The organism is Oryzihumus leptocrescens (genome assembly GCF_006716205.1).
Lineage (GTDB): Bacteria > Actinomycetota > Actinomycetes > Actinomycetales > Dermatophilaceae > Oryzihumus > Oryzihumus leptocrescens.
On the sequence record NZ_VFOQ01000001.1, the window covers coordinates 703,196 to 726,386 of the forward strand.

The following is a 23,191-nucleotide window of genomic DNA, read 5'->3' on the forward strand; positions in this document are numbered from 1 at the left end:
GCCGCGCCCGGCGACCGGCGACCTGACCGGTAGGAGGTAGGTCCGATGGTTGATGTGTTGGTCAGCAACCTGGACACCCAGGGCGAGAAGCGCCAGTTCGAGGCGCACGGCCACGCCGTCCTCGCGAACGCGGGAGCAGCGGCGATCCTCCGGGGGGAGTTCGAGCCGGGGTGGCGGTGGTCGGAGGACGTCAAGCCGATCGTCGGGACGGACAGCTGCAGGGTGCACCACCTGGGCTACGTCGTCTCGGGGTCCATGCGGATCCGGTTCGACGACGGCACCGAGATGGAGGTCACGGCAGGTGACGTGTTCGACCTGCCGAGAGGGCACGACGCCTGGGTCACCAGCGACGTGCCCTGCGTCATGGTGGACTACTCGGCGGACGCCACCCGCTATGCCCGGGGTCGCCCGAAGGGCATCGCAGCGCCCGACGACGCCGCCATGAACGTCATCCGTCGCGGCTACACCGCGTTCAACACCGGCGACGTCGACACGCTGCGGTCGCTGTTCTCCCACGACGTGATGCAGCACGTGGCCGGCACGGGTCCGCTCGCCGGCACCTACAAGGGTGTCGACGCGGTGCTGGAGTACTACGGCAAGCTCGGCGAACGGTGCGACGGCACCTTCCGGGCCGACCTGCTCGAGGTGCACGGCGACGGCCACGGCCACGTGACCGCGGTGCACCAGCTCTCGGCGACGCGCGGCGGAACCAAGCACGTGAGCCGTGGCTCGATCCTGTTCACCCTCATGGGCGACAAGGTCACCGACATCCTCGAGCTGCACAGCGACCTGCCCGGCTACGACGCCTTCATGAGCTAGGTCCGCGCCAACCCGGCGAGAGCCCCTGCCTTCCTCACCTGGGGGCAGGGGCTCTCGTGTCCGGGTCGCCCTCAGTCGATCCGGGCGATCGGGCTGCCCTGGGTGACCGCCTCGTCCTCCTTCACGAGCAGGTGGACCACCCCGGCGCGCGGCGCCGGCACCTCGGCGGCCACCTTGTCGACCTGCACCTCGGCCAGGAGCTGGTCGGCCCGTACCTCCTCGCCCTCGGCGACGAACCAGGTGGACAGCACGCCCTCGGCGTCGGGCCGTTCCTTGCTCAGCGCCGGGAACGGGACCTCGGTCATGCCCGCACGACGCGGTGGATCGCGGCCTCGATGCGGTCCTGGCGGGGGAGCACGGCGTACTCGAGCGCGTGGGCGTAGGGCACCGGGGTGTCGGGGTTGCACACCCGGGCCACCGGCGAGCGCAGCATGCTCGGGTCGACGTCGGTGATGGTCGCGCTGACCTCGCCGGAGAGCCCGAAGGACTGGTAGTCCTCGTCCACGACGACGAGCCGACCGGTCTTGGAGACCGACCGCAGGATCGTCTCCCGGTCCAGCGGGACCAGGCTGCGCAGGTCGATCACCTCGGCGTCGATGCCCTGCCCGGCCAGGGACTCGGCGGCGTCCAGCGCATGGTGCACCGACAGGGACAAGGTCACCACGGTGGCGTCGCTGCCCTCGCGGACCACGGCCGCCTCGCCGATCGGCACGGAGTACGGCCCGTCGGGCACGTCGCCGGTCGCGCGCGGGTTCTTCACCATCCACGGCAGGCCCATGACGCCCTTGTGGAACATGTAGACGACAGGGTTGTCGTCCCGGATGGCCGAGATCATCAGGCCCTTGGCGTCGTAGGGGTTGCTCGGCACGACGACCTTCATCCCCGGCAGGTGGGCGAAGGTGCCCCACAGGCACTGGGAGTGCTGCGCGCCGTCGGAGTAGCCGCCGCCGACCGCGGTCGTGAGCACCATCGGCACCTTCACGTTGCCGCCGGACTCGAAGTGGATCTTGGCCATGTGGTTGTAGATCTGGTCCAGGCACACGCCCATGAAGTCGGCGAACATCAGCTCGGCGATGGGGCGCATGCCCTCGACCGCGGCGCCGATGGCCAGGCCGATGAAGGCGCTCTCCGAGATGGGGGTGTCGATGACCCGGTCCTTGCCGAACCTCTCCTGCAGCCCGGCGGTGGAGCTGAAGATGCCGCCGTAGGGCCCGACGTCCTCGCCGAGGTAGAACACCGACGGATCGCGTTCCATCTCCAGCTCGATGGCCTCGACCATGGCCTTGGCGGTGGTCAGGCGGTGGCTGCCGTGCCCGGTCTCCTGGGTGGGGGTCTCGGTGATGGTCATGGGAGGGCTCCTCAGCTGAACACGTAGGACGAGGCGGTGGCGGGGTCGGGCACGGGGCTGTCCTTGGCGAACGCGATCGCCTGCTCGACCCTTGCCTGCGCCTCCTGCCGGGTGCGGGCGATGACGGCGTCGTCGAGGACGCCCTCGTCGCGCAGCCTCTGCTCGTAGCGCGGGATCGGGTCCATCGAGGGCACGTCGGCCAGCTCGGGGCGGTAGCCCTGCGCGTCGCCCTCGAAGTGGCCCCACAGCCGGACCGTGTGCACCTCGAGCAGCGTCGGCCCCTGGCCCGCGCGGGCCCGGGCGACGGCCCGGTCGGCGGCCGCGTAGATCGCCTCGACGTCGTTCTCGACCCGCTCCGCGGGCATGTTGTATGCCGCGCCGCGGCTGGCGTTGGACGGCACGGAGGTCGAGGCGTCCCGGGGAACGGAGATGGCCCAGTCGTTGTCCTCGACGACGAACACGACCGGCAGCTGCCACAGGGCCGCGAGGTTGAGGGACTCGTGGAAGGCGCCCTGGTTGGCCGCACCCTCGCCGGTGACGGCCACCGCGACCCGCCCGGTGCCCTTCTGCTTGAAGGCATAGGCCTGCCCCAGCGCCGGCGGGTAGCCCTCGGCGATGATGCCCGAGCAGGAGAAGTGCACGGTCGGGTCGAACAGGTGCATGTGCCCGCCACGCCCGCGCCCGAGGCCGGTCTCCCGACCGAAGATCTCTGCCGTCATCTTGTCCAGGTCCACCCCGTGGGCGATCGCGAAGTGGTGCGGACGGTGGGTGGCGGTGACGGCGTCGTCGCCGGTCAGGTGGGCGCACACGCCCGCGGCCACCGGTTCCTGCCCGGCGGCCAGGTGCATCTCGCCGGGCACCAGTCCCTTGCCGATGTCGAAGCCCGGCCCCTTGTCCGCGTGGTACTCCCGCAGGACCGCCTCTTCGAAGGTGCGCGCCAGGACCATGGTCCGGTAGAGCGCCAGCCGGGTGGCCGGGTCGAGGGCGAGGGACTGCGGGGTGTCGTGTGCCGTGGTGCTCATGCCGTCCTCCAGACGCCGGGACGCCCTGTGAACCGCGGACGCCTCGTCAGTGGCCTTCCGAACCCCCTTGCGCCAACGTAGGGCGGCGCCCGCCAGGGGCTGCATGGACCTAGGTCCTCCCGGCCCGGCCCCCACCCGCGTCCACACTCGGACCATGAGCGACGCCACCCCACCGCCTGTCCCCGGAGCGCCGAGCACGGGTCGGGTGGTGGTCGGGGTGGACGGGTCCGAGGCGTCGCTCGCGGCGGTGCGGTGGGCCGTGGACGAGGGCCGGGCGCGGGGCTGCCCGGTCCTCGCGGTGATCGGCTGGTCCTACCACCCGACGTGGAGCTACACGACGGTCGGCAACATGTATCCCGCCCCTTCGGCGGTGCTGCCGAGCTCGTGGGACCCGATCATGACCGACCCGCCGCCCCCGGAGCACGAGACCGAGGTCGATGCCGAGGCGGCGGTGCGCAATGCGGCCGACGCGACCGTCACGCAAGTCCTCGAGGAGGACGAGAAGGCCGGCCGCACGCCGGTGAAGGTGACCACGGAGGCCGTGGAGGGCCACCCCGCGCAGGTCCTGCTCGACGCGGTCACCCCGGCCGACGTGCTCGTCGTCGGGTCCCGCGGTCACGGCGGGGTCGCCGGTGCGCTGCTCGGGTCAGTCACCCAGCACGTGGTCAACCATGCCCTCTGCCCGGTCGTCGTGATCCCCCACGGCCGCTGACGCCGCACCGCAGCCCGGCGCCGGACGGAAGCGCGAGTCAGCGGGTCTCGGGGAAGGGCAGGCGGGGGTCGCCGGGCTGGGAGGCCAGCACGCCGGTCACCCAGGCGTGCTCCGGCTGCTCGGTCATGAGCACCTGGTGGCGCGGCCCGGCGCCGGCGATGACGTGCAGCGAGTACATGTCGTAGCCCGGCGGCGTCATGGCCGGGCCGTGCCAGCCGTAGGGGACGAGGACGACGTCACCGGTGCGCACCGTGGCGGCGACGTTGATCGGCCGGTCGGGGGTGCCGTGCACGTGGTGGAAGGCGAACCCGCCGTCCCCCTCGGGGGCGCCGTGCTGCCGGCGCAGCTCGACGTAGCAGATCTCCTCGACCGCGCTCTCCTGGTCGTCGCGCTGCCGGTCGTGCCGGTGCGGCGGCCAGGCGGACCAGTTGCCGCCGGGGGTCAGCTCCTCGAGCACGATGAGCGAGCGCGCCTCGAGGACCTCGGGGGTCCCGACCCGGCGCTGCTGTCGGCTGGTGTGTCCCGTCCCGATGAGCCGGGTCGTCACCCACTCCACCCCGACCCGCCGGAACGGCAGCGGCTCCTCGGTCGTGGCATGGGGGAGGGCCACGCGGCCCCCCGTCGTGGTGGTGATGGTCATCGTCGACCCGCACGGCACGTAGGCGTAGTCGGTGGGCCCGGCGAAGGGGTCGTCCCGACCGCTGAGGAGGACGAGCTCGCTGCCGCACTCCACCCGCCACCGACCGGACAGCGGCAGGACGAGCCATTCGCTGTCACCAGTGCGCACGGTGCGGGACTCGCCGGCGCCGAGGTCGGCGACGTGGAGCCCGGCATGCTCCCAGACATCTCCGTCCGGGGTCACCGCCACGGTGAAGCCGGAGGCGGTGGCCGTGCCCGCCGGTCGGTGCCAGGTGTTCATGGTGCACCTCCAGGTGCGCGTCGGGTGGCGCGCGGGTTGCTGCTGGGTCAGGTGTGGCCGGCGCTCACCGGGTCGTGGGTGAGCTCGCCGGCGGCCGAGGCGAAAGTCCGCATCGACGTCGCCAGCTGCTCGCGGGCCGGGGCGTCCATGGCGTCCAGCACCCGCGAGATGGCGTCGCGGCGGTGGTCGTTGACCGCGGCGACCAGCGCCCGCCCGGTCGGGGTGAGTGTCAGCCGGACCAGCCGGCGGTCGTCCGGGTCCTCCGCGCGGTCCAGGTAGCCGGCAGCCACGAGCTTGTCGACGGTGCGGGTGGCGTTGGACGCGTGCACCCCGAGGGCGGCGGCCACGGCGGCACCGGACAGCGGCCCGTCGGTGGAGGCCATGACGAGCACGCGCAGCTGGGGCAGCGTCACCGCCTCCTCCACGGCCGCCACGGACTCGGCGGCCACGGCCACCAGCACGCGCGAGGCGGCCATGACGGACTCGACCTGCTGGAGGGTGGGGCCGGTGGTGCGGGGCACCTCTTCATCATGACGCAACCATTGCGCTGCCGCAATGAAGAGGTGGCAGGGTCGCGGTGCCGCCGCGCGGCATACACCTCTGGCACGCAGGAAGCCCCCGTCCCCTCAGCGGGGACGGGGGCTTGCCGTGGATGCCGTGCCTCAGGGCTGGACGGTCAGCGGGTCGTCGTTCTTGAGCGCCTTGAACAGGGCCAGCGCCTTCGCGCTGTCCCACTTGACCGCGTCACCAGCCGCGGTGTGCAGGTTGGGGTTGCTGATCGGCATGGTGATCGACTGCCCGTTGCCCTGGGAGATGCTGCGGACGGCGAGCAGGGCCTTCCCGACCTCGAGCATGCTGTCGTCCTTGTCGACGGTGAGCGAGCTGGCCACGGAGGAACCGAAGGAGCTCAGCCGCCAGGGCAAGAGCGCGTTGGCCGGCGTCGCCGCCTTCTTCATCAGGGCCGCCAGGAACTCGCGCTGTCGCTGCACCCGCCCGAGGTCACCCAGGGGGTCGGAGTAGCGCGCCCGGACGAAGCCCAGGGCGTTCTTCCCGTTCAGGAGCTGGCATCCGGGTTTGAGGTTGATGCCGGCCTTGGGGTCGTTCATGTGGCGCTTGACGCAGATGTTCACGCCCCCGACCGTGTCGACCACGTGGGCGAACCCGCCGAAGCCGATCTCGATGTAGCCGTCCACCCGCAGCCCGCTGACCTGCTCGATGGTGTCGATGAGCAGCGGGGCCCCACCGAAGGAGTAGGCCGCGTTGATCTTGTTGCGGCCGTGCCCACGGATGGGCACGTAGCTGTCGCGGGGGAGGGACACCAGGGTGGGCTTCTGCGAGTTGCCCGGGATGTGGAGCAGCATGATCGTGTCGGTCCGGCCGCCCTCGGCCGTGCCGGTGGCCAGTGCCTTGCGCTCCGCCGCGCTCAACCCCGCCCGACTGTCCGACCCGACAAGGACGTAGTTCCTGCCCGAGCCGGCGGCAGGGCGGTCGCTGACCGCGGGGACGGCGTTGACCTTCACCACGTGGCCCCATGCGGTGTTGGCCGCCCAGGCGAGGGCGCCGATCCAGGCAAGCAGGACCACCAGGATGACGATCACCGTGTTGCGGACGGGGTGTCGCTTGCGCGCCCTGGGTGCGGGCGCGGTGTTCCGGCGAGTACGCGGCGGAGCCCCACCGCCCGCGGCGGTGGGGCGCTGGCGTCGGGTGTCAACCGTCACGACGTCGTCATCGCCGCGGACCGGGACCGGACGTGATCGGGTCGACTCATAGTCCTCAGGCACGCCCCGAGGGTAGAGCCTTGAGCTGGGTGGCGGTACAGCGTGACGCCCGTGGCGCGCCGAGGGCGTGTGACCAGGTTCACCCTGATCGCCGGTCCGGGTTGGCCCTCCGTGCTGTCCGCGACCTTTGGCGGGCCGCCGCGGGTCCGACGGAGGCACGCCGTCGGTGGCCGCTATGCTCGCCCGGTGACCGAGCAGCAGGCCGTGAGGGAGCACGGCGACCCCCTCGTCGTCGCAGTCGTCGTCACCTACAACCGCCGCCAGCTCCTGGGGGAGTGTCTGGAGATGCTCGCCAGCCAGACGCGGCTCCCGGACGCGGTCGTGGTGGTGGACAACGCCTCCACCGACGGGAGCCCGGACATGGTCCGAGAGCGCTTCCCGCAGGTGGACCTCGTCCATCTCACCCGCAACACCGGAGGCGCTGGCGGGTTCAGCGCCGGGCTGGCGCACGCCATCGACCGCCACGGGGCGGACCTGGTCTGGGCGATGGATGACGACACGATCCCCACTGCGGACGCGCTCGCCGAGCTGCTGGCGGCGCGCGTGGCCTACCCCAGTGACCTCGCCCTGGTCGCCAGCCGAGTGGTGTGGTCGGACGGGCAGGAGCAGCCGCGGAACATCCCACGAGACCCGGTGCTCGTGTCCCGCCCCGAGCGCATGGCCGCGATGGCGGCCGGCGGCAGGCCGATCCGCACGGCGTCCTTCGTCTCGCTGCTCATCGACGCCGACGCCGTGCGCGAGCAGGGCCTGCCCACCGCGGACTTCTTCATCTGGAACGACGACTTCGAGTTCACCGCGCGGATCCTGCGGCGGCACAAGGGCATCTACGCTCCGCGGGCCGTGGTGGTCCACAAGACGACTGAGCTCGGCACGAAGGTGGTAGACCCGGGCCCGCGCTTCTACAACGAGGTGCGCAACAAGGTCTGGACGTTCCGGGCGGGGCAGGCGTTCTCGCCTCCGGAGGCGGTGCTGCGCATGGTCGTGGCCGTGCGCAACTGGCTGCGGTTCTACCTCCACTCCTCGGACCGCGCGGCCATGCGCAAGGGCTTGAAGGCGGGGCTGCGCGACGGGTTTCGGTCGACTCCCCGCCCGACGGCACAGGTGCTCTCGGAAGCCGGCTACACCTTGGCGGAGCACTGGTGAGTGTTCCTATCGGTGGCCTCGTCACCGACTTCGTGGTCCCGGAGGCCACCGGTCTGGGACTGCCGCGCGACGTGGAGGTCGTGCGTCCTGGCCTGGTCCGGCTCCCGGCCGGTCATCCGGTGGCGTTCTCCGGATGGTTCGCCGCCCTGCCGTCGGCCTACTGGGCCGAGCACACCCGGGTCCGCTCCGTGCGGCTCGAGTTCGACGCCTCGGCGCCGGTGCACGTCGAGCTGCGCACGTCGTCCGGGGTGGCCGCCTCGACCGAGGCACAGCAAGGCTCCCTGACGCTCGAGCTCCCGGCAGCACCGGCCGAGGGGTGGGCGTGGCCGGCCTTCCGTGCGCCGCAGGGCGCGGACGTCTCGTGGCGATGGCTCACCGATGACGTCCAGGTCGCCCCACGGTCGCTGGGTGTTGCGATCACCACGTTCGACCGCAACGAGGCCTGTCTGGCCCAGCTCGACGTCCTTGCCTCCGCGGCCGCCCCCGGCGGGCCGCTCGCGGACGTGCTCGGGCCGGTCGTCGTCGTGGACCAGGGCACCCGCCCGCTGCGCGAGGCTCCCGGGTTCGACTCTGTCGCCGAACGGCTGGGGCAGCGGCTGCGCCTGGCCACGCAGTCCAACCTGGGTGGCAGCGGCGGCTTCGCCCGGGGCCTGCACGATGCGCTCGAGGACCCGGAGGTCTCACACGTCGTCCTGCTCGACGACGACGCCCTGGCCCAGCCGGAGGGACTGGCCCGGGCCGCGGCGTTTGCCGCCGCCGCCACCCGTCCCACCATCGTGGGTGGGCACATGTTCGACTCCGCTGCGCCGACGACGCTCTACCGCCTGGGCGAGGTGCTGGACCGTCGCCGGTTCACCTGGACGTCGCTGCCCGGGACCCCCATGAACACTGACCTTGCCGGGGTGCCGGTCGGCCGGCACGCATGGCTCCAGCCGCCGTACGCCGTGGACTTCCAGCCGTGGTGGATGTGCGTGGTGCCGCGTGAGGCGGTCGAGGCGGTCGGCCTCCCGATGCCGTTCTTCCTCAAGTGGGACGACGTCGAGTTCGGGCTGAGGTCCGGCCGCGCGGGATACCCCTCGGTGGTGCTGCCGGGGGCCGCGGTCTGGCACGATTCCTGGGTCGGCAAGGGCGCCGAGACGGGCTGGCAGTCCTACTTCCTGCTGCGCAACCGCCTGGTCACGGCCCTTCTGGGCGACGGGCGCGCCACGCCGTTGGGGTCCGAGACGCTGGCGGTCTCGTTGCGCCACCTGGCGCGCAGGGAGCCCGAGGCAGCCGCGATGCGGTGGGCGGCACTGCGAGACGTGCTGCAGGGGCCGGCCTGGCTGCACCGCGACCTCGCCTCGGCACGCGAACGTGCGGGCGAGACCGGCCGGCGCGAGCATGTCGCGCCGCACCCGGCCTCCACCCTCGCCGGGACCTGCACGGCCGTGGGTCGCCTCCTGCGGCGGTGGGGAACGCTGCGAAGGGACTACCGTGCCGCGGCGGGTGGGGCCACCACACCGGCGCGCTGGGAAGAGACGTTCCGTGCTGCCGCCCGGCCCTCGGGCGGCAGCAGGCGCCCGGTCTGGTCGATCGTCGTGACCAGCTTCCACAGCCTCGACATGCTGGAGCGCCACTGGTCGGGCGTCGCCGCCGCGCTCGCCGACGGTGGCTCGTTCTCCGCCGACGAGGTGGAGGTGATCATCGTGGACAACGCCGACGAGCCGGAGATCGAGACGTTCGCCCACGACCACGGGTTCCGCTACCTGCCCATGGGCCAGAACGTCGGGCTGTCGGCGGCAAACAACGAGGGCGCCCGAATCAGCCGTGGTGACTACCTGCTCTTCGCCAACCCGGACCTCGGGGTTCAGGTCGCGGACCTGACGTCGCTGGCTAAGGTCATCGACGAGACGGGCGGGGTTGTCGCACCGCGAGTGGACTTCGTCGACGGTCGCCCCCAGAGCGCCGCCCGCGGCGAGCCCTACCTCCTGGCCAAGCTCGCCCACCGCGGGTTGGCTCCCCGCGCCGCCCTGGAGCGGTACCTGTGGCCGGTCGGACCGTTCGAGTCAGGGCGGGTCGTCTGGTGCGCCGGTGGCTGCACCGCGTTGTCCCGCGACACCTTCGAGCGCATCGGTGGCTGGCCGGAGGAGTACTTCCTCTACATGGAGGACGTCGAGCTCGGCGTGCGTGCGGGTTCCTTGGGCATCCCGGTCTCCGTCACCGCGGATGTCCGCTGGGTGCACGAGTGGCGCGGTGACTCCCGCCAGCGCTTCAACCGCGGCCAGCTCCTGCACCTGCGCAGCGCGGTCCGGTTCTACCTGCGGCATCCGCGTTACCTCGGCTGGCCGCGCTGAGGCCACCGACGCCTCTGGTGCCGGGGTCGGCGGCAGGTCAGATGTTGGCGCTGCCGAGGTGCCGTGCGGCAGGGGCGACCCGGGGTCGGGAGCGAACGAACGGCCCGGGGGAGCGACGGCTCAGGGCCGCCCGGACTCGTCGGTGTGTCGCGCCGGGCCGGCCTCGTCGAGGGCGAGGCGACGCGCCAGTCGCGTGTAGCGCGCCTCGAAGTCCCGGAACCGCAGGTAGGTCGTCAGCGTGAAGCTGAGGAAGGCGACGACGAGGGCGTAGAGCACCATGTCCGTGCCTCGGCCGACGCCCACGAACCGGGCGATCTGGTTCCAGATCGAGGGGAACAGGATGGACAGGACCGCGAGCGCGGCGAACATGACCAGGCCGATGCGGCGCACGGCCTGGGTGCGGGCGCCACGGCCGCGAAGCAGCCGCAGGGCCGCCAGGACCACCACGACGATCAGGACCAGCTGGATGAGCACGATCTTCATGCGAGTGCTCCCCTTACGAGAAGTGCGCCAGGCTCATCGGAGGATGAGCTCGGCGAGGATGTTGATGGAGTTCCACAGCGACTGACCCTTGGAGCGGGAGTAGTCGGTGTAGAGGATGTGGACCGGCTGTTCCACGTAGGTCGCGCCCGATGCCCCGATCTGGGCCACCAGCTCGGAGGCGTGCGCCATGCGGTTCTGGGTGATCTCGACCTTCTCGACGACCGATCGCGACATGGCCCGTAGCCCGTTGTGGGCGTCGGTGAGCCGGGTGTGCGTGGTCATGTTGGTGTAGCCGACAGCCGCGCGGAGGACGAGCTTCTTGGCGAGACCGGCCTCGGTGCGCTCGTCCAGGAAGCGGGAGCCGAAGACCACCTCGGCGTCGCCCGCGCGCAGGCGCTCGACCATCGCGAGGGCGTCTGCGACCTGGTGCTGGCCGTCGGCGTCGAAGGTCACGACCCACTTCATGGCCGGGTCGGACAGGGCGTAGTCGAAGCCGGTCTGCAGGGCCGCGCCCTGACCGAGGTTCACCGGGTGCTGCACGACCCTGGCCCCGGCCTCCCGTGCCAGGCGTGCCGAGTCGTCGGAGGAGCCGTCGTCAACGCAGACGACCTGGGGGAAGGTCTGACGCAGGTCCCGGATGACGTCGCCGATGACCTCGGCCTCGTTGAAGAGCGGGATCACCACCCAGGTGTCGTGCACGGCGGGCTCCGTCGGCTGGGTCTGGAGGGTTTGGGGCTGCTCGGTGGTCACTGAGCGGAGTCACCGGGCCGGGCGAGGACGTGACGCCGCAGGTTGCGCACGCCTTGGGTCTGCTTGTTGCGCCACGCCTTCGGCAGGAGGGTCGCCGCGTTGAGGCGGGAGGACAGGTGCAGCCGGGCGGTGCGGGCGGCCCGGTGCCACCCGAGTCCCTCGAACTCCTCGGCCATCCCGTTGAAGAAGCGGCGCTCCTCGTTGAAGCGGGTCCCCTCCAGGGCACGCCACGAGGAGTCACTGGCCCGGTGGCGGCGGTACTGGAAGCACACCGTGTCGCCGACGACCATCCCGCCACCGGCCTTGATCAGGTCGAGTGCCAGGGCCAGGTCCTGCACCACGTCCAGGCCCTCGCGGAAGCTGGTCGCGACCAGGGCGTCGGACTTCCAGCACACGGACGGGAAGTACATCCAGTTGCCGCGCATCAGGCTGACCGCGAGGTTCTCGCCGCTGAGCAGGCGCATGCCGTGGACCCGCGGGGCCAGCAGTCGCTTGGTGCGATCGACCAGTCCAGAACCAGGAGCGTTGTTCTCGTCGATGATCTGCACGCCCGGCTGGATGATCTGCGCCGTGGGGAACGCCTGGTGCGCGGCCACGACCGTGTCGATGTAGTTGGGCAGCATCACGTCGTCGGCGCCCATGACGACGGCGAGCTCGTGCCGCACGAACGTCAGGGCCTTGCGGTAGTTGCCGTTCGCACCGAGGTTCTGCTCGTTGCGGTGGTAGGAGACGCGCGAGTCGCGGGCTGCCAGCTCTGCGAAGTAGCCCGGGATGCCCGGGTCGGGGTACCCGTCGTCGATGACCGTCAGCGTCCAGTCCGGGTTCCGCTGGCCCAGCACGCTCTCGACTGCCTGCTTCATCATGGCTACATCGCCGTAGTAGGGCAGGAGCACGTCAACAGTCACTGTGGGGTTCCTTCGCAGGGAGAGTCAGGGGCCACGGGGGAGCCTGAGTAGAGTAACGGAAACCCCCAGACCGCTTCACCGCCCGCGCGAGCCCATGCGACGCCTCAGAGCCGCCTCCAAGGAGACCACGTGGACACCCAGAACCACTTCTACGGGCACACGGCTGCCCTCGCGGCGTATGCAGGGATGGCTCGTCCCCGGCACGTAGCCGGCCTGATCCAGCACGGGTGGACGGCGATTCCGCCGATCCCCGTCAACTTCGGGGACTTCCCCGACGTGGAGAAGAACGGGCGCCGCAAGCTGTTCGTGTGGTCGCACGAGTCACGGGCGTGGGATCCGTCACGGTCACCGCGCCAGAGCTTCGCGCTGGGGGCGCCGTGGGCGTACCTGATCTCCACGCCGACGGCGCAGCGGCAGCTCACCGGCACCAAGGGCGTGGGGACGTTGATCATGCCGCTGCACGGAACCCGCATCATCCCTGTGCAGGGCAACCAGGGCAGCCTGGCCAAGGACTACCTGCGCCGTGAGGGCCCGTCCACGGTGTGCCTGCACAGCGAGGACGTCCACAAGCCGGAGGTCGTCGGCTCCTGGGTCGACGCAGGTCACCGTGTGGTGACCGCCGGGCCGCGCCACGACCCCGACTTCCTCGGCCGCGTGCTGTCGCTGGTGGTCTCCCACGAGCGCCTCGTCGCCAACCGCCTGATGACCTCGGTCCTGTATGCCGCGGCCGCCGGCCGCGACATCGCCGTGTACGGCGACCCGTTGGGGCTGGGTGGGGCAGACGTGGTCTCCCAGGACGAGGTCGCGCGGACCTGGCCGGAGCTGCACGGGGAGCAGGTCGACCGGGAGGTGGCCGGCGAGCTGGCGCGCAGGGAGCTCGGCTTCCAGCACCTGCTCGAGCCCGAGCCGCTGCGAGAGGTCCTTGGCTGGAGCCGACCGTCCGTGACCCCCGCGGTGGAGTACTGGGCCAGCGCCCCCTTGCACAAGGCTCTCAACGTCCTCGGGCTGGGGGAGCGTGACCCCGGGTCGACGGAGAAGCAGGTGGGGGCCAGCCCGACTGCCTGGCTGCGCCACCCGCTGTCGCACCTGCCCAAGCCCCTGCCGCGCCGTGCCACCTCACTCGACCCGCTGCCCGCGCCGATCCCCGTCGCCGGCTAGGCCGACCCGCCGGCGTCGCGCCGCGAACCCGGCCGGCCGGGTCAGGAACCGATCTTCTCCAGCAGGAACCACGTCAGGTCGTCCAGCGGGTGCTCCGGGTCCCGGTGGTAGGTGAACCGGTAGTCGACGAGGCGCAGTTCGGGATGGGCGTCGAGCATCTCGCCGGCAAAGTCCCGCTTGAACAGGGCCTCGGAGTGCCCGCGGTAGCTGACCTCGACCGGCGTGGGGTTGTAGTACTCGCACACCAGCACGTAGCGGGACGAGGCCTGCACGAGCTTGGCGTAGACCTCGGGCAGCCGGTCCGGAGGCAGGTGGATGAGGACGCCCTTGGTGAAGGCCAGGCTGAACTGCCGCGGGGGCTGGAAGTCGAGCAGTGACGCGACGTCGACCGTGGCTCCACCCCAGGCACGGATCGCCCCGGCCGCCTTCTCGTTGATCTCCACGGCGTGCAGGTCCGCGCCGGGCAGCAGGTCCCGCAGGGCCCGCAGGTTGTTGCCGACGTTCGCCCCGAACTCCACCACCGACGGCAGGTCTCCGGTGCGCTCGAGGACCGACCGGAAGAGGGCCCTGTTGTTGTCCACCAGTGCGTCTCCGGTGTTGCGCCGGCTGTAGGCGTCTCCGAAGTCGCCCGCCCACAGGCGCTCCTGCGGGGTGATGCGTGAACCACCACTGCTCGTCATGGGGTCAGCCTCGCGGCTGGGTAGCCTGGCGGCAAGCAGATCGGCGAAGGTCAGCCCTTGAGGACCCGCAGGCCGAGTCGCACCGTGGCCACGCCGGCCAGCGCAGCCAGCGCCACGCGGGACAACGAGGGCAGCCCGGACACGGGCAGGAACGCCCCGAACGCACACAGCAGGAAGCCCAGAGCGGCCGGGGCCAGCAGCACCGTCTCGCGCCAGCGCGCCCCTCCGACGCGGCGGCGCAGCCAGGCGGTGTTGACTGCCAGCGCCAGGTACGTGACGGGAAAGCCGAGAGCGATCAGCACCAGGGAGTGCAACCCGCCCACCCAGGCGGCCGCCAGCCCGATCATGAGGCTCGTGGGCGTGATGATTGACAGCCCGAGCGAGCGGCCGGCCGAGAACACCAGGTGGACGTTGGCGAGGTAGGCCACGGACAGCACGCACCCGACTGCGACCAGGGCCACCGCCGGGACGAGCTCGTCGGGGGAGTATGCCGCGGTCGCCACGAAGCGCAACAGCCACGGGGACAGCAGGGCCACACCCCCGGAGATGAGTGCGGCCAGGACCGCGATGTCGCGGGCGGTGTGTGCCAACACCGCCCCGCGCTCCGCCTCGGGAGCGCGATAGACCACGGGAGCCCACGAGTTGTTCAGTGCCGACGTGATCACCGCCGGCGAGCTCCCGATGAGCAGGGCCAGCTGCAGCCGGCCGGCGGCGGCCAGGCCGTACTCGTGGCCGGCCCAGAACACGAGGGCACCGTTGGCGAGGAACAGCGCCACCAGGTGCGGGATCACCGGAAGCCCGAGCCGGAGGGCGGCGCGGGTGTCCCCGGTCTCGTGCCGCGGGGCCCCGCCCCGCAGGCAGAGGAGCAGACCCAGGAACGCGGCTGCGGCATACCCGGCGTCGACCCCGGTGAGGTAGCGCTCGGGGGTCCGCAGCCCGAGCACCAGCAGCAGCCCGAGTACCGGTCCGCCGAGGGTCGCCAGCAGCGACAGGGCGACGAACGCGCCCGGCCGGTCCAGGACCCGCAACAGCGCCTGCGAGTTCTCGACCACCACGAAGAACGCGCTGGCGACCACCGCCAGCAGCACGGCCGTGCGCAGGGGCGGCGTGAGCAGCGGTTGCCACAGCGGGGCCGTCGCCACGACGACGGCGGCGAGCCCGAAGGTCATCAGCGAGCCCCGCACGAGCAGCGACCGAGCCCCGCCCACACCGGATCGCGCGAGGATCCCATGGCGCGTGATGACCGACGGCATGCCGAAGCTGCCGAGCATCATGCCGACCTGGATGACCACCACGGCGGTGGCGACCACGCCATACTCCGTACGACCCAGGGCACGGGTCACGACCGGGGTGACCGCGGCGTTGGCCAGGATGGGTGCGGCGGTGCCCAGCGTGTAGATGGACCCGCGGCCGAGCACACCTCGGCTCGCCTCCACCCCGGGGCGGGGCTCCTCCATGGGCTAGGCGCGCAGGAACTGGCGGATGGTGTCGACCACCCGGTCCACGTCGCCGTCGGTCAGGTCGGGGAACAGGGGCAGGGAGATCTCCTGGGAGTAGTACTCCTCGGCGACCGGGCACATGCCCCGCTGGTAGCCCAGGTCCTCGAAGACCGGGTGCCAGTAGACCGGGATGTAGTTGACCTGGACGCCGATGCCGGCGGCCCGCAGGTGGTCGAACAGCGCCCGGCGACGCCCCTCGAGAACCCGCAGCGGGTAGAGGTGCCACGTCGGGTCGGCGCCCTCACGGCGGCCCGGCAGCCGCAGCCCCTCGACGTCGGCGAGCCCGGCGTTGTAGCGCGCGGTGATCTCGTCGCGGCGGGCCTTGAACCGCTCCAGGCGCTGCAGCTGGCTCGAGCCCAGTGCGCACAGGAGGTCGGGCAGGCGGTAGTTGAGGCCGAACTCGTGGACCTCCTGGTGCCACGGGCCCTCGTCGGGGTAGCGCAGCTTGTCGGGGTCGCGGACCAGGCCGATGGTGCGGAAGGTCCGCGCCCGGGCGACGAGCTCGGGGTCGGTGCCCACGACGGCGCCACCCTCGGCCGTGGTGAGGTTCTTGGTCGGGAAGAACGAGAACGTCGTCAGGTCGGCCAGGGAGCCCACCGGGCGGCCGTCCAGGGACCCGCCGATGGAGTGCGCGGCGTCCTCGACCAGGACCGCGTCGTGGCGGTGGGCCAGGTCCAGCAGGGCGGGGGCGTCGATCGGGTGCCCGGCGTAGTCGACGCCCGTGATGGCCCGCGTGCGCGGGGTGACGGCGGCGGCCGCCGCCTCGGGGTCGAGGTTGCCGGTGTCCTCGCTGACGTCCGCGAAGACGACCCGGGCACCGAGGATCGCGGCGCAGCTGGCCGTGGCCACGAAGGTCAGGGGAGTGGTCACGACCTCGTCGCCCCGGCCCAGGCCGAGCGCGGCGTAGGCCACGTGCAGCGCCGCGGTGCCGGAGGTCACCGACACCGCGTCGACGGCGCCGGCGACCTTGGTCAGGTCCTGCTCGAACTGCGCGACCGCCGGCCCGGTGGTGAGCCAGTCACCGCGCAGGACCTGGGCGACCGCCTCGATGTCGGACTCGTCGACCGACTGACGTCCGTAAGGCAGCAAGGTCAGAGTTCCGTCTCGATGATCTTGGCGATCTCCTCGCGCGTGAACCACTGGTCGTTGAGGTCGGAGCGGTAGGCGAAGCCCTCCGGCACCGGCACGCCGTCGGCCGGCGGCTGGTAGCCCCACGAGGCCAGGTCGGGCTGGAGGACGTAGCGGTCGCCGATGCGCAGGGCCCGGCGGCCCTCCTCGGGGGAGATCATCTCCTCGTGGAGCTTCTCGCCGGGGCGCAGGCCCGCGTCGTGCATGGCGGCACCGGGGGCGATGGCCTGCGCGAGGTCGGTGATCTTCATCGACGGGATGCGCGGGACGTAGAGCTCGCCACCCTGCATCATCTCGAAGGAGTCGACGACGAAGTCCACGGCCTGCGGCAGGGTGATGAAGAAGCGGGTGCAGCGCAGGTCGGTGATCGGCAGGGACTCACCGGCCTCGGCGAGCTTGCGGAAGAACGGGATGACCGAGCCGCGGCTGCCCATGACGTTGCCGTAGCGGACCACGGCGAAGCGCGTGGGGTAGGCCGCGGCGTAGTGGTTGCCGGTGATGAACAGCTTGTCCGCGGTCAGCTTCGTGGCGCCGTAGAGGTTGATCGGGCTCGAGGCCTTGTCGGTCGAGAGGGCCACGACCTTCTTGACGCCCGCGTCGATGGCCGTCTCGATGACGTTCTGCGAGCCCACGATGTTGGTCTGGACGAACTCCCACGGGTTGTACTCCGCGGTGTCGACCTGCTTGAGCGCGGCGGCGTGGACGACGTAGTCGATGCCGTGCATCGCGCGGTGGAGGCGGTGACGGTCGCGGATGTCACCGATGAACCAGCGCAGCCGGGGGTCGTTGCCGAACATGTTCCGGACTTCGTACTGCTTGAGCTCGTCGCGGCTGAACACCACAACCCGGCGCGGGTCGAGCTCGTCCAGGACGTGCCGCAGGAAGGCCTTTCCGAAAGACCCCGTCCCCCCAGTGATGAGGATCGAGGAACCGGACAGGACCGACATTGTGCCTCCTTGGTGGCGCGGGTGTTTAGGGCATGATGTCACGACCGAGAAAGCGCCCGAGGGAGCATCCATGCGTACTGTGGCCGTCATCCAAGCGCGGGCGGGGTCCTCTCGCCTGCCCGGAAAGGTGCTCACGGACCTCGCCGGCAGACCCGTCCTGGAGTGGGTCGTCCGAGCCGCCCGGGCCGCCCACTCCCTCGATGAGGTGATTGTTGCCACATCGACCGAGTCGGGCGACGACGCGGTGGCCGACCTCGCCCGTTCCCTCGGCGTGGCCGTCGTGCGGGGCAGTGAGGACGACGTGCTCTCCCGCTTCGTCGACGCGCTCGAGGCGCACCCGGCCGACGCGGTGGTCCGGCTGACGGCGGACTGCCCGCTGCTCGACCCGGCGTTGATCGATGCCGTCGTGGGGGCCTGGCGGGCCGCGCCCGTCCATGACTATGTCTCCACGGTGCTCGCGCGCTCCCTTCCCCGGGGACTGGACGTCGAGCTCGTGACGGCCAGGGCACTGCATGCGGTGGACGCCACGGCGACGGCCCACGACCGCGTCCACGTGACGTCAGGCGTCTACGCGGACCCCGACCGCTTTGCCCTCCTGGGGCTGTGCGTCGCGCCGGACGCCCACGACCTGCGGGTCACCCTGGACACCCCGGAGGACCTGGTGCTGCTGCGGGCCGTGGTGGCCGAGCTGCCCGACCGCCCGCCGGCCTGGCGCGAGGTCGTGGCCCTGCTGAGGTCGCGGCCGGACCTGGTCGCCCTCAACGCCGACATCGAGCAGAAGCCGCTCGAGGCGGGCTAGTGCGCGTCCTGATCCGATGTGACGGTGGCGGGACCACCGGTGTGGGGCACGTCATCCGTTCGGTGGCCCTGGCCGAGGAGGCACTGGCGCGCGGCCACGACGTGCTGCTCGCCGGTCACTTCGAGGGTGACTTCGTGCGCCGCCAGGTGGAGCTCTCGGGCGCGCGGGTGCTGCACCTGGACGCTCCCCTGCCTGGCGACGCCGTCGCCGACCCGTCACCGCTGCTGTCCGACCACCCCGCCGACGTCCTGCACTGCGACATCTACGACCTCGTGCCGGGGACGGCCCTGCGAGCAGGTCTCCCCGCACACACGGTGCTCAGCAACATGGAGGACAGCGAGTTCGGCCGACGTCCCGCGGACGTGGTGGTCGACCCGACGTGGGGGAGCGAGGCCGTGCCCCGTCCGGCGGACGGTTCGCGCTGGCTCCTGCGGGGCGCGGACTACGCGGCCATGCGGCGCCAGGTGCGCACGCTGCGCCGGGACGGGGCGGGCCGCACGGGCGAGCCTCCCCTGGTCCTGGTGGTCATGGGCGGCACCGACCCGGTGGGGCTGGCACCGCGCGTCCTCGAGGCGCTCGGGCAGACCGGTCTGGACCTGCGCGTGACGGTGATCGCCACCGGAGACAACGCCGAGCGCGTCCGGGCGGTCGCAGCCGAGGCTCCGCGGCTGGACGTCCTTGTCAGCCCCCCGGTCGACGACATCGCCGAGCTGATGAGCCGGCAGGACCTCGTGGTCAGCGCGGCCGGCACCTCCGTGTGGGAGATGTGCTGCCTGGGGGTGCCCATGGCCCTGGTGTGTGCCGTGGCGAACCAGGGGGAGGGGTATGCCCGGGTGGTCGCCGCCGGGGCTGCCGAAGGCCTGGGGGACGCTGCGGCCGTCAGCGACCCGGCCGCGACCGCCGCGGCCGTGGGGAAGCTGCTGCGTGACGAGGGCCGGCGTCAGGAGCTCGCTCGCAACGCCGCCACGATCGTGGACGGCCTGGGCGCCTGGCGCATCGTCGAGACCTGGGAGCAGGCGCTGACGGCCGGGCCCCCGACGGGGCCGCCCCCGGCCGACTGGTCGGCGCGGGTGGCGACGCTGGAGGACGCCGACCGGCTGTGGCGCTGGCGCAACGACGCGGGCACCCGGGCGGCGTCCCGCTCCCGCGAGGAGGTCCCGTGGCCGGACCACCTGGCCTGGCTGCGCTCCAGCCTCGGCCGGGCCGATCGAGAGCTGCTGGTCGTGGCCGACGGGCGGGGGAACGTGGGGACCGTGCGGTGGGATGAGTCGATTCCCGGTGAGTGGGAGGTCTCCATTACTGTGGCACCGGAGAGGCGTGGCCAGTCACTGGCCCGCCACTTGCTCACGACGGCCGAGGAGCACCTTCGGCGCCACCGTGATGTGACGGCATACTTGGCAGTTGTCCACCGCGACAACCACCCATCGCGACGCCTCTTTGCCGGGGCCGGCTACGTCCCCGACCTGCCCCCGGACGGGGAAGGCTTCATGCGGTTCAAGAAGTCCGCTCGGCTACCCTCATCGCTACCCTCGACCCCCCAGGAGTATGTGTGAACGCGGATCTTGTCGTCGTCGGATCGGGCTTCTTCGGCCTGACCGTGGCGCAGCAGTGCGCAGAGAACCTCGGTCTCAAGGTCGTGGTCATCGACCGGCGTTCACACCTGGGGGGCAACGCCTACAGCGAGAACGAGCCGGAGACCGGCATCGAGGTCCACCGTTACGGGGCGCACCTGTTCCACACCTCCAACGAGCGTGTCTGGGACTACGTGAACCACTTCACCAGGTTCACCTCGTACCAGCACCGGGTCTACACGAACTTCCGTGGACAGGTCTTCCCCATGCCGATCAACCTCGGCACCATCAACCAGTTCTTCGACGCCGCCTACTCTCCCGACGAGGCGCGCCGGCTGGTTGCCGACCAGGCTGGGGAGTTCGCCACGAGCGAGGCGGGCAACCTCGAGGAGAAGGCCATCTCCCTGATCGGGCGCCCGCTCTACGAGGCGTTCATCAAGGACTACACCGCCAAGCAGTGGCAGACGGACCCCACCCAGCTGCCGCCGGAGATCATCTCCCGTCTCCCGGTCCGCTACACCTACGACAACCGCTACTTCAACGACACGTACGAGGGCCTGCCGGTCGACGGCTACACCGCGTGGCTGGAGCGCATGGCCAGCCACGAGCGCATCGAGGTGCGGCTCGACACGGACTTCTTCGACTCCTCCCAGGAGATCAACAAGGCCAACGTCGTCGGCAACGTCCCGGTCGTCTACACCGGCCCGGTCGACCACTACTTCGACTACGCCGAGGGTCGCCTCTCCTGGCGCACGCTCGACTTCGAGGAGGAGGTCATGGCCACCGGCGACTACCAGGGCACCTCGGTCATGAACTACGCCGACCTCGACGTGCCCTACACGCGTATCCACGAGTTCCGCCACTTCCACCCCGAGCGCGACTACCCGAGCGACAAGACGGTCATCATGCGCGAGTTCTCGCGCTTCGCCGAGGGTGACGACGAGCCGTACTACCCGGTGAACACCCCCCAGGACCGCGAGCAGCTGCTGAAGTACCGCGACCTGGGTCGCCGCGAGGACGGCGTCCTGTTCGGTGGCCGGCTCGGCACCTACAAGTACCTCGACATGCACATGGCCATCGGCGCGGCCCTGAGCATGGTGGACAACAAGCTGGCGCCGCACTTCGCCCGGGGGCTGGCCCTCGAGAGCGGCGGGGTCGACGAGTGAGCGCCGCTGACCACCGCGACCCCGTCTGGCGCGAGGTCGCCCGGGTCGTGCTGCCGCACGAGGCCGACCCTGAGGCGCTGCCCCTGTACGTCGACTTCACCGACGACCTCACCGCCATCGCGGCCGTGGCCGCCGAGGAGGAGGCCCGCTGGACGCGCGGTGCGGAGATGCCCGGGACCGCCGTCAGCACCGGGGGCCCGGCGGCCGTGCACGGCGAGTACGTCCTGTCGCGCCGCTCGTTCCGGGTCCTGGCCACGCAGCGCGTGTCGTTCGCGTCGTACTTCAACGCGTTCCCGGCGAGCTACTGGCGCCGTTGGAGCATCGCGACGGCGGTGCGTCTCGACCTCACCCTGGCCGGCGCCGGCACCGTCCTGGTCTACCGCTCCAACGCCCGCGGGATCCGTCAGGTCGTCCACACCGAGCGGGTCGGGGGAGGGCAGTCGGCCCTCTCGCTGGAGCTGCCGCTCTCGCCGTTCGGTGACGGCGGGTGGTACTGGTTCGACCTCGTCGCCGGCAACCAGGACCTCGAGCTGGTGCAGGGCGCCTGGTCGGTCGCCGTGCCGGCGGACCTGGCCGGGCGCCCCGAGCGCGCGCCGGGTACGGCGTCCCTGGCGATCACCACGTTCAACCGCGAGTCGTTCTGCATCGACACCCTGCGCACGCTGGCGGCCGACCCCGACGTCCGTGAGCTCATCGACACCATCTACGTGGCCGACCAGGGCACCAGCCGTCTGTCGGCGCACCCGGATCTGGCCGAGGTCGCCGAGCAGCTCGGCGACCAGCTCGAGGTGATCGAGCAGGACAACCTGGGCGGTTCGGGCGGGTTCAGCCGCGGGATGCTGGAGACCCTGCGCGCGGGCCGCTCGCGTTACGTCCTGGTGCTTGACGACGACGTCAACGTCGAGACCGAGGGCATCCGACGATCACTCGCCTTCGCTGACCTGGCGCGCGTGCCCACGATCGTCGGCGGCCACATGTTCAACATGTACGACCGCCCGACGCTGCACGCGTTCGGCGAGCAGGTGCGCATGCACGACTTCACCTGGGGGCCCATCGACCGGCGCCCGCCGGTGAACTTCGCCCTGTCCGGCCTCCGGTCACGCCCGTGGCTGCACCGTCGCATGGACGTCAACTACAACGGGTGGTGGATGTCGCTCATCCCCACCGCGGTCCTGGCTGAGGTCGGCCTGTCCATCCCGGCGTTCCTCAAGTGGGACGACGCGGAGTTCGGGCTGCGGGCCGGTGAGGCGGGCCATCCGACGGTGTCGATGCCCGGCGTCGCCGTGTGGCACGTGCCGTGGACCGACAAGGACGACTCGGTCGACTGGCAGGCCTACTTCCACCAGCGCAACCGCCTCGTGACCGCCCTGCTCCACGGCCCGGCGGTCGCCCCGAAGCGACTGGTCGCCGACAGCGTGGGCATCGACCTGATGCACGCCAGCGCCATGCAGTACTACGCCGCCAGCCTGCGGTTGCGGGCGCTGGAGGACGTGCTCTCCGGACCGGGCCACCTCCACCCGAGCCTGAGGACCGCCGCGCCCCAGGCTCGCTCGCTGTCCTCGCAGTTCAGCGACTCGCGGATCGAGCCCGACCCGGACGCCTTCCCGCCGCCCCGCGGCCTGGGCTACACGCCGCTGCCGATGGTCGGCAAGCGACCCGGGGTCAAGAAGCTGGTGCCGTGGCTCGTGACCACCGCCGTGCGCCAGACCCTGCTCAAGCCGCGGCCCGGCGCGAGCGAGGCCCCGCAGGCCTACGTGGCGAAGATGGACGCCAACTGGTGGCGGCTGGCGCAGGTGGACTCCGCCGTGGTCTCGACCGCCGACGGCGCCGGCGCCTCCTGGCACCGCCGCGACCGCGACACGTTCCGGACCCTGATGGCCCGCAGCGCCCGACTGCACCGCGAGCTGGCCCGGGAGTGGCCGCGCCTGGCGGGGGAGTACCGCGCCGCCCGGGCCGAGCTCACCTCGCCCGAGGCGTGGGAGAAGACCTTCAGCGTCGACGAACCTTCCGTGGATGGGCGACGATGACCAA

At 71.5% G+C, this 23,191-nt stretch carries 22 protein-coding genes; 9 read left to right on the forward strand and 13 right to left on the reverse strand.

From position 1 onward, the window contains the following. The first annotated feature begins 45 nt into the window (after window positions 1-45). Window positions 46-819 (forward strand): nuclear transport factor 2 family protein, encoded by a 774-nt coding sequence (locus FB474_RS20605; protein ID WP_185746016.1) that lies wholly within the window; start codon window positions 46-48, stop codon window positions 817-819. Between the two features lie 71 nt (window positions 820-890). Here the strand turns inward: FB474_RS20605 and FB474_RS03405 are convergent, their stop codons facing one another. The 3 genes from FB474_RS03405 to FB474_RS03415 are packed head-to-tail and all read right to left on the reverse strand — an operon-like array spanning window position 891 to window position 3,189. After that, the gene (locus FB474_RS03405; protein ID WP_141787373.1) at window positions 891-1,124 is read right to left on the reverse strand and encodes a biotin/lipoyl-containing protein; all 234 of its coding nucleotides are present in this window, start codon (window positions 1,122-1,124) and stop codon (window positions 891-893) included. Continuing rightward, window positions 1,121-2,167 carry an alpha-ketoacid dehydrogenase subunit beta gene (locus tag FB474_RS03410; RefSeq protein WP_141787374.1) on the reverse strand — a complete coding sequence of 349 codons (1,047 nt, stop codon included), beginning with the start codon at window positions 2,165-2,167 and terminating at the stop codon, window positions 1,121-1,123. The genes FB474_RS03405 and FB474_RS03410 overlap by 4 nt, the downstream gene beginning before the upstream one ends. Before the next feature lie 11 nt (window positions 2,168-2,178). After that, entirely contained in the window at window positions 2,179-3,189 is a 1,011-nt protein-coding gene (locus tag FB474_RS03415; protein WP_141787375.1) for a thiamine pyrophosphate-dependent dehydrogenase E1 component subunit alpha, read from the reverse strand. Window positions 3,190-3,343: 154 nt separating this feature from the next. Here FB474_RS03415 and FB474_RS03420 point away from each other — a divergent pair, with 154 nt between their 5' ends. Beyond that, window positions 3,344-3,901: a universal stress protein gene (locus FB474_RS03420; RefSeq protein WP_141787376.1), complete on the forward strand. Its 558-nt coding sequence runs from the start codon at window positions 3,344-3,346 to the stop codon at window positions 3,899-3,901. Between the two features lie 37 nt (window positions 3,902-3,938). Here FB474_RS03420 and iolB read toward each other — a convergent pair whose 3' ends face one another. From iolB to FB474_RS03435, 3 genes are all read right to left on the reverse strand, one after another. After that, on the reverse strand, window positions 3,939-4,820 hold the full coding sequence (gene iolB, locus FB474_RS03425) for a 5-deoxy-glucuronate isomerase (protein ID WP_141787377.1): 882 nt from the start codon (window positions 4,818-4,820) through the stop codon (window positions 3,939-3,941). A gap of 47 nt (window positions 4,821-4,867) precedes the next feature. Continuing rightward, on the reverse strand, window positions 4,868-5,341 hold the full coding sequence (locus FB474_RS03430; RefSeq protein ID WP_246092025.1) for a MarR family winged helix-turn-helix transcriptional regulator: 474 nt from the start codon (window positions 5,339-5,341) through the stop codon (window positions 4,868-4,870). A gap of 141 nt (window positions 5,342-5,482) precedes the next feature. After that, window positions 5,483-6,403 (reverse strand): LCP family protein, encoded by a 921-nt coding sequence (locus tag FB474_RS03435; protein WP_246092026.1) that lies wholly within the window; start codon window positions 6,401-6,403, stop codon window positions 5,483-5,485. A 381-nt stretch (window positions 6,404-6,784) separates the two neighbouring features. Between FB474_RS03435 and FB474_RS03440 the strand changes: the two genes are divergently transcribed. Both FB474_RS03440 and FB474_RS03445 read left to right on the forward strand, forming a co-directional pair. Further along, the gene (locus FB474_RS03440) at window positions 6,785-7,741 is read left to right on the forward strand and encodes a glycosyltransferase (protein ID WP_246092027.1); all 957 of its coding nucleotides are present in this window, start codon (window positions 6,785-6,787) and stop codon (window positions 7,739-7,741) included. Then, the gene (locus FB474_RS03445) at window positions 7,738-10,074 is read left to right on the forward strand and encodes a glycosyltransferase (RefSeq protein WP_141787378.1); all 2,337 of its coding nucleotides are present in this window, start codon (window positions 7,738-7,740) and stop codon (window positions 10,072-10,074) included. Before FB474_RS03440 ends, FB474_RS03445 begins: the two co-directional genes overlap by 4 nt. A gap of 120 nt (window positions 10,075-10,194) precedes the next feature. Here FB474_RS03445 and FB474_RS03450 read toward each other — a convergent pair whose 3' ends face one another. The 3 genes from FB474_RS03450 to FB474_RS03460 are packed head-to-tail and all read right to left on the reverse strand — an operon-like array spanning window position 10,195 to window position 12,212. Further along, on the reverse strand, window positions 10,195-10,557 hold the full coding sequence (locus FB474_RS03450) for a DUF2304 domain-containing protein (RefSeq protein WP_141787379.1): 363 nt from the start codon (window positions 10,555-10,557) through the stop codon (window positions 10,195-10,197). 33 nt (window positions 10,558-10,590) lie between these two features. After that, window positions 10,591-11,256 carry a glycosyltransferase family 2 protein gene (locus FB474_RS03455; RefSeq protein WP_185746017.1) on the reverse strand — a complete coding sequence of 222 codons (666 nt, stop codon included), beginning with the start codon at window positions 11,254-11,256 and terminating at the stop codon, window positions 10,591-10,593. A 47-nt stretch (window positions 11,257-11,303) separates the two neighbouring features. Beyond that, window positions 11,304-12,212 carry a glycosyltransferase family 2 protein gene (locus FB474_RS03460; protein WP_141787381.1) on the reverse strand — a complete coding sequence of 303 codons (909 nt, stop codon included), beginning with the start codon at window positions 12,210-12,212 and terminating at the stop codon, window positions 11,304-11,306. A gap of 129 nt (window positions 12,213-12,341) precedes the next feature. Here FB474_RS03460 and FB474_RS03465 point away from each other — a divergent pair, with 129 nt between their 5' ends. Further along, a complete protein-coding gene (locus FB474_RS03465; protein WP_141787382.1) occupies window positions 12,342-13,370 on the forward strand; it encodes a hypothetical protein in 1,029 nt (342 codons plus the stop codon). Between the two features lie 41 nt (window positions 13,371-13,411). Here the strand turns inward: FB474_RS03465 and FB474_RS03470 are convergent, their stop codons facing one another. From FB474_RS03470 to pseB, 4 genes are read right to left on the reverse strand one after another with little or no spacing between them, the layout of a single operon-like run. Next, window positions 13,412-14,050 carry a pseudaminic acid biosynthesis-associated methylase gene (locus tag FB474_RS03470; protein ID WP_141787383.1) on the reverse strand — a complete coding sequence of 213 codons (639 nt, stop codon included), beginning with the start codon at window positions 14,048-14,050 and terminating at the stop codon, window positions 13,412-13,414. A 50-nt stretch (window positions 14,051-14,100) separates the two neighbouring features. Next, window positions 14,101-15,507: a lipopolysaccharide biosynthesis protein gene (locus FB474_RS03475; protein WP_141787384.1), complete on the reverse strand. Its 1,407-nt coding sequence runs from the start codon at window positions 15,505-15,507 to the stop codon at window positions 14,101-14,103. 3 nt (window positions 15,508-15,510) lie between these two features. Beyond that, window positions 15,511-16,638, reverse strand: a complete 1,128-nt coding sequence (gene pseC / locus FB474_RS03480; RefSeq protein WP_141787385.1) for a UDP-4-amino-4,6-dideoxy-N-acetyl-beta-L-altrosamine transaminase — start codon at window positions 16,636-16,638, stop codon at window positions 15,511-15,513. Between the two features lie 2 nt (window positions 16,639-16,640). Next, a complete protein-coding gene (gene pseB, locus FB474_RS03485) occupies window positions 16,641-17,624 on the reverse strand; it encodes a UDP-N-acetylglucosamine 4,6-dehydratase (inverting) (RefSeq protein WP_141787386.1) in 984 nt (327 codons plus the stop codon). Between the two features lie 70 nt (window positions 17,625-17,694). On the opposite strand from pseB, the gene FB474_RS03490 reads away from it, so the two are divergent. Genes FB474_RS03490 through FB474_RS03505 form a run of 4 tightly spaced genes read left to right on the forward strand, consistent with a single transcriptional unit; the run spans window position 17,695 to window position 23,187 of the window. Then, window positions 17,695-18,423 (forward strand): cytidylyltransferase domain-containing protein, encoded by a 729-nt coding sequence (locus FB474_RS03490; RefSeq protein WP_141787387.1) that lies wholly within the window; start codon window positions 17,695-17,697, stop codon window positions 18,421-18,423. Window positions 18,424-18,464: 41 nt separating this feature from the next. Continuing rightward, window positions 18,465-19,976, forward strand: a complete 1,512-nt coding sequence (locus FB474_RS03495) for a bifunctional UDP-2,4-diacetamido-2,4,6-trideoxy-beta-L-altropyranose hydrolase/GNAT family N-acetyltransferase (protein WP_141787388.1) — start codon at window positions 18,465-18,467, stop codon at window positions 19,974-19,976. Continuing rightward, entirely contained in the window at window positions 19,973-21,160 is a 1,188-nt protein-coding gene (glf, locus tag FB474_RS03500; RefSeq protein ID WP_141787389.1) for a UDP-galactopyranose mutase, read from the forward strand. Before FB474_RS03495 ends, glf begins: the two co-directional genes overlap by 4 nt. Further along, the gene (locus tag FB474_RS03505) at window positions 21,157-23,187 is read left to right on the forward strand and encodes a glycosyltransferase (protein ID WP_141787390.1); all 2,031 of its coding nucleotides are present in this window, start codon (window positions 21,157-21,159) and stop codon (window positions 23,185-23,187) included. The genes glf and FB474_RS03505 overlap by 4 nt, the downstream gene beginning before the upstream one ends. Window positions 23,188-23,191: the final 4 nt, after the last annotated feature.

Coding starts and splice junctions, on each gene's coding strand:
- pseB (WP_141787386.1), bottom strand. CDS start 17,624: ATGTCGGTCCTGTCCGGTTCCTCGATCCTCATCACTGGGGGGACGGGG.
- FB474_RS03415 (WP_141787375.1), bottom strand. CDS start 3,189: ATGAGCACCACGGCACACGACACCCCGCAGTCCCTCGCCCTCGACCCG.
- iolB (WP_141787377.1), bottom strand. CDS start 4,820: ATGAACACCTGGCACCGACCGGCGGGCACGGCCACCGCCTCCGGCTTC.
- FB474_RS03405 (WP_141787373.1), bottom strand. CDS start 1,124: ATGACCGAGGTCCCGTTCCCGGCGCTGAGCAAGGAACGGCCCGACGCC.
- FB474_RS03475 (WP_141787384.1), bottom strand. CDS start 15,507: ATGGAGGAGCCCCGCCCCGGGGTGGAGGCGAGCCGAGGTGTGCTCGGC.
- FB474_RS03490 (WP_141787387.1), top strand. CDS start 17,695: ATGCGTACTGTGGCCGTCATCCAAGCGCGGGCGGGGTCCTCTCGCCTG.
- FB474_RS03420 (WP_141787376.1), top strand. CDS start 3,344: ATGAGCGACGCCACCCCACCGCCTGTCCCCGGAGCGCCGAGCACGGGT.
- FB474_RS03450 (WP_141787379.1), bottom strand. CDS start 10,557: ATGAAGATCGTGCTCATCCAGCTGGTCCTGATCGTCGTGGTGGTCCTG.
- FB474_RS03470 (WP_141787383.1), bottom strand. CDS start 14,050: ATGACGAGCAGTGGTGGTTCACGCATCACCCCGCAGGAGCGCCTGTGG.
- FB474_RS20605 (WP_185746016.1), top strand. CDS start 46: ATGGTTGATGTGTTGGTCAGCAACCTGGACACCCAGGGCGAGAAGCGC.
- FB474_RS03410 (WP_141787374.1), bottom strand. CDS start 2,167: ATGACCATCACCGAGACCCCCACCCAGGAGACCGGGCACGGCAGCCAC.